Genomic DNA, 5,457 nt, shown 5'->3' with positions numbered 1-5,457 from the left:
GCGGCGGCCATCGCCGCCGGGGTGGCGCGTTGCAGCAGACCCTCCAGGCCGATCGTGGGGGCGTCGGCCGCCGGTGCGGGCCAGGCGGCCGGGTTGTTCGCCTTCCAGTCGTGCGGTTTGAGTGCGCGCAGGAGGTCGTGTACCTCGCCGGCGTGCATCTCGTGGAAACTGTCGCCGGGGATCCAACCGGTGGCGGGGGCATCGTCGGCCTCGAACTTCTCCGGCCCGATTGGCGCCAGACCGGCGTCGCGGTGGAACGCACTGTGCCGATGCGGGACCGCGACGAGACGGGATGAGGTGCGAATCCGGACCAGGTACGTATCGCCCTCCACCGTCTTGAGGTGGTCCTCGATACGCTTGACGTCATCGAAGGCGGCGCTGTGGCTGGCCGGCGCGGTCCGGTTCGCGCCGGTGGTGATTTTGCCGGTGACGGTCTTGTCTTCCTGCACACCGATGTTGGTCGCGCCGATCGGCCTGGCGTGCGACACCTCCACGTCGAGGTTGGGCCGCCACCGGGCACGCGACTGGCTGGCCGACGTGATGTTCAGGGACTTCTCGTATCGGCCGGTACCGGTGGTCTTGCCGAGCTTGCTGATGATCTCCAGATCGTGCAGTTTGACGAACAGCCGCATGGCCACCCGGTTGTTGGACTCGCCCCCGATGAACAGGTGCGAGCCGAGCAGGTATCCGGAGTCGCGCAGCGCGTCGGACAGGTGGTTGTCGACGCTGAGCCGGGACAGCAGGCCGTCCAGCGCCATGCTGCCCCGGTAGGCCGGGTCGTTGGCGTGCGAGCCGAGCACGTTGCCCATGAGGTGCCGGGCGGCCGGGTAGAGGTCGTCGACCAGGGCGCCGCTGACGTAGGCGTCGCCGGGCAGCGGCGGCAGCGCGCGCAGGTCCAGCCGCGTCGATCGGGGCATCGGCGTGGCCTCGGCCTGTCCCCGGGGGATCTTGAAGTCGATCCGCGCCTCGTAGTGACGGGTCTGCACCGGTTCCACCGGCGCGAGGGAGATCCAGTCGGCAAAACCGGCGGGCGTGTGGTGCAACGCCCAGTCCGTCGCGGTGTTCAGGGCCGTCATCATGTGGTTCAGCAGGTAGCTCGGCTGCCAGCCGTGCATGTTCAACCGGCTGAGCTCCAGGGAGATGCCGGCGTCGTCAGTGGCTTGGTAGTGCCCCGACCAGTCGTAGGTGGTCCGTTCCCGGACGGTCTGCGAGCCGCCCTTGACGCCGCGTGCCCCTCCCGGCGCGAACGACAGCGACCCGGCGCCGGCCACCGGGATGCCGTCGACTGAGAAGCCGAACTTGCCCGGCGTGAGGTTCCAGCCCAGCGCCTTCCCGAGGATGCGAGCGGTGGCGTCGTAGGCGTGCGCGTAGTTCTCGATGCCGTAGTCGGCTACCCAGTTGGTGTACTGCGGCCGGCCGCCCAGGGTGGCCGAGATCTTCAACTTGAACACTTGGGCCGCCATCCGGCCCTGCTGGTAGACGAAGTAGAACGACACGCCGTTGTACCGGTTCAGCATGTCGGCGAACACGATGTTGGCGCGCTGCCCGGACAGCGTGGCCTGCAGCGACTCGAGGCCGCCGGGCAGCGCGCCGACCACCGACTCGTCGGGGGAGAACATCAGCACGCCCCAGCTGGTCCCCGCCTCCGGCCAGTTGGCGTGGCTGGCGCCGAGCAGCCCGGGCCTGACGGTGTCGATCAGCGTCCGGACGGCGTCCAGCAGGGTCGTGGTGGGGCGCGGCCCGCCGTCGGCCGGAGCCGGCCCGGTAAACAGCGCCAACTCGTCGACACCCGAGTGGCCCAGCGTCCGGTCACCGGTCCGGGTCAGGTAGGGCGGCAGGGTCAGCGCGCTGAACGGGTTGACGTTCGGATCCAGGGTGATCCCGAAGTCGGCGGCGACCTGCGCGCGGCGCCGCGGGTCGAGCACGGCGCCGCGCTGCGCCAGGTCCACGTGCCGGTCGGCGAGCGTGTGCGCCCAGGTCTGGATCCGGTGCTGGACCAGGTACACGCCGAGGTCGGGCACACCGGCGACGGTGCGACCATCCAGCTCGCCACGCCACCGGCTGAGCAGCCCGGCCACGGTGTTGCCGCTGAGCACCAGTTCACCGCGGGACCACCGGCCCATCGCGTCGAGCAGTTGCGAATCGCTGATCGGCAGCTTTCCGGCCGCGTAGTGCGCCAGGGCCTCCGCCTCCGGCAGCAGGAACAGCATCGTACGGCTTTTCAGGTCGGCTCCGCGTGGCACGCTGACCTGGCTGACGACGAACCCGACCTGCTTGTGGATGCCGGCGCGGACATTGATGTCGTAGGGCGCGACGAAGGCGTACCCCCGTCCGAAGGCCAGCTTGAGCATCTCCAGGCCGCCGACGCGCTTGGTCTCGACCGTCTCGTTCTCGCTCACCCGCACGCCCGCCGACTCGCCGTAGCTGACGTTCAGCGGACCGAACTTGCGGCCGAGGCCGAAGTTGGGCAGGTTGAACGCCTTCGCGAACGACCGGCTGGCGGCGTTGCCGGCCTCGGCCAGGTACAGCTCGATCAGGCCGGTGACGTACTGGTCCGGGGTGGCTCCGACGAACTGCGCCCCCCGGATGCGGGGCACGTTGAGCGAGATCGCGGCGCTGGTGTTCGCCACGAAGCCGGGCTCGACCAGGGTGGTGGTGCCGTAATGGCCGCCCAGGATCTCCTTGAAGTTCGCCTCGACGGCGATCTGGTTGGACATGACGTCCACCGGCCCGGCCATCGGTCGGCCGGCCCGGGTCAGGTCTGGCGGCAACTGGTTCCGCACCCCGGCGCGCAGCCCGTGCGTGTCGAGGAAGTACACGACGCCCTGGTCGAGCACCGACGGTTCGGTGTCGACGGGGGCCACCTCGCTGAAGGTGGCCGGATCGGAGTTGAAGCGCAGCAGCGCGGCGCGCACGTTGGCGCGGACCGGCTCGGGCGAGGTGATCGGGGCGTCCCGGTCGCTGATCCGGACCGTCCAGACGAAGTCGTACGGGAAGTTGAACAGCATCACCCGGCCGCCGTACTCCTTCAGCTCCAGGCGGTTGATGATGCGGGTCAACCGCTCGGAGGCGCCGACGTTGCGGCTCACCGACCCGCCGATGAGTCCGACGGAACGAAGCCACTCGACGCCCGGCGGCATCGCGGCCCCCAGCCCGCCCTCCACCGACCAGCCCTGGTTGCCGCTCGCGCCCTGGCCGGCGATGCCGAGCGACATGGCGAGGGTGACCACGCTCAACTCGTCGGCGAGCCGGTCGAAGTGCACCGAGTCGCCGTCCGGGGTGACGTCCGCAGTGATCCGGGAGACGGCGTGGATGGTCACCTCGGCGGTACGCATCACCCCGTTGCGCCAACTGTGCAGGGTGAAGGGCATCCCCGCTGGCGGCTCCGGGGCCGACTCGCCCTCCAGGGCATCGGGGACATCAGAGTCGCCGTCCTGGGTGGCCGAGTTGAAGTGCGACTCCAGACCGTCGCCGCTCACCATCTTGTTGAACAGGTCCAGGTTGTCGATCGCGGCGTCGGTGTCGGGGTGGACGACCTCGTCATAGGCGTTACGCGCCCCCTCGATCACCCTGCCCAGCAGCGGCTGCTCCTCGGTGGGCGTACCCGGATCCGGGGTCGCCGGCCGGCTCTGCGCCGCATGCGCCCACGGTCGGTCCCCGTCCACGGGAAGGAACCCCTCGTCGGCCAGCACCTGCATGAGACCGGCCCGGATCTGCTGTACCGCCGGCTTGTCGATCTGCGGCAGGGACTGGCCCAGGCTGCCATTCCCCTCCAGAACGTGCCGTGGCACCAGGTTGCCGCCGGTGTCCTCCGGATGCGCGCCGACGTTGCGCAGCCGCTGCCGCCACTGGTCATGCGGCACCCTCTGCGGCCGCCCGCCCGTGGCGGGGGCCGGGGCCGGGATACCATCCGCCAGCCCGGGGATGGGATCGGGGGCGAAGGCGCCCGCGTCGACGCTGAACCCGTGGTCGAAGGCGTCCGGCTCGGACATCCGGATCACCGCCGACCCGTCCACCGCGGGCGTCGGCCGGGGCCAGTCCCGTGGCCGGCGCGAGGTGGCCACCTCGGCGGTCCATTCGAAGCCAACCTTACGACCGACCGTGTAGCCGGTGTACCGCTCGACCACCACGTTCAGCGACGCCCGCGTGACGCCACCACTGTCGTTGCTGGTCCAGCTCATCCCGGCGCGAGCGGAGATACCGAGCTTGGCCTTCTCCTTGTACACCTGCGGATCGTCGTAGCGCTTGGCCAACGGCAGATCGGCCGCGCCACCCACCGACAGCCCACTGGACTGCTGGACGGTGACTTCGCCGCCCTGCCCCACGATCCCGGTACGTACCTTCTCGATGTGGGCCTTGTCGCTGGCCTCGCCCACCAGCTCGCTGGCCTCGCCCACCGGCGTGGAGTCACCGTCGCCGACGCCCACCTGCACGGAGTCGCCGACCCGGCGGCCGTACACCCGGATGCTGGCGGCCGCGAACCCGCGGTCGTGCACCGTGAACGAGAAGCCCCGGGTCGACGCGCCGGCAGCACCGTCCACCGCCGGCGTACGCCGGTCGTTCACCGCCTCGTCGAGGTGGACTTCCAGGTTCCACAGCTTGCGCTGCAGCTCATTGCGCATCGGACTTTCGATGGACATGTCGAAGCCGTCGGCACGCAGCTGGGCGATGATGTGGTCGTACAGCTCGTTCAGGCCGGTGATGTTGCTGGCGGAGAAGAGTTCCGGCAACCGGGTCAGGTTGTCCCGCATGTCGTTTGGCAGGTCGGCGACCACCTGATCGCCAGCGGTCTTCAGCAGGTGGTTGGGGATCGCCACCAGCAGCGGGGCAGGCTCCTGCCCGTCCGGCGGCTCCGGCAGCTCCACCGCCTGGAACGACTGCTCGTCGCCGCGCGTCTCGATCGACCACCCCGGCTCGTCGTACGAGTAGAACGTCGAATCCGCGCGGGTGTCCAGCACCCGGCCCTTCTCGGCGTCGATCAGGTAGGAGGTCTTCTGGTCGACCTTGTTGAGGGTGGCGTTGAAGCGGGGTCCCCAGTGGGTCATCGGGCCGAGCGGCACGTCGGCGTTGAAGTCGCCGCGCAGCCGCACCGCCCGGGTGTTGGTGCCGTCCGACTGGCTGTGCGCACCGGTCTGGAAAACACCCTGGGTGAACTGGTTGGCGTGGAAGTCGTCGCTGGCGCTCGTCCCGCCCTCGGTGCCATCCGGCGACGGCCCGGGCGTCTCGGCGTCGAACGAGCCGGCCGGGTTCGGGACGAGCCGCGGGCCGTCCGGTCGCAGGCGGGCGAGCACCTCAATGCCACCCAACGTGAACAGGTACCCGTCCGGGGCGACCACCTGCCGGTAGTTGTTGAGCAGCCGCTCGTGCAGCATTTCCCATTCGCTGGCCGGCACCGTGACGCCCCGCCGGGCCGCGTCGGCGCGCAACGCCTGCTCGATGCGGTCCAGGTCCGGCAAT

1 protein-coding gene is annotated in these 5,457 nt (G+C 70.1%); it reads right to left on the bottom strand.

Features of this window, described 5'->3' with window-relative positions; all coding sequences use genetic code 11:
• Positions 1–5,457 (bottom strand): hypothetical protein (locus V6U90_RS32315; protein ID WP_334444802.1); only part of this gene is annotated, 5,457 nt, incomplete at both ends.

Origin of the sequence: Micromonospora sp. CPCC 206060, assembly GCF_036906895.1 — a bacterium.
Classification (GTDB): domain Bacteria; phylum Actinomycetota; class Actinomycetes; order Mycobacteriales; family Micromonosporaceae; genus Micromonospora.
This window is presented reverse-complemented; position numbering and strand designations above follow the sequence as displayed.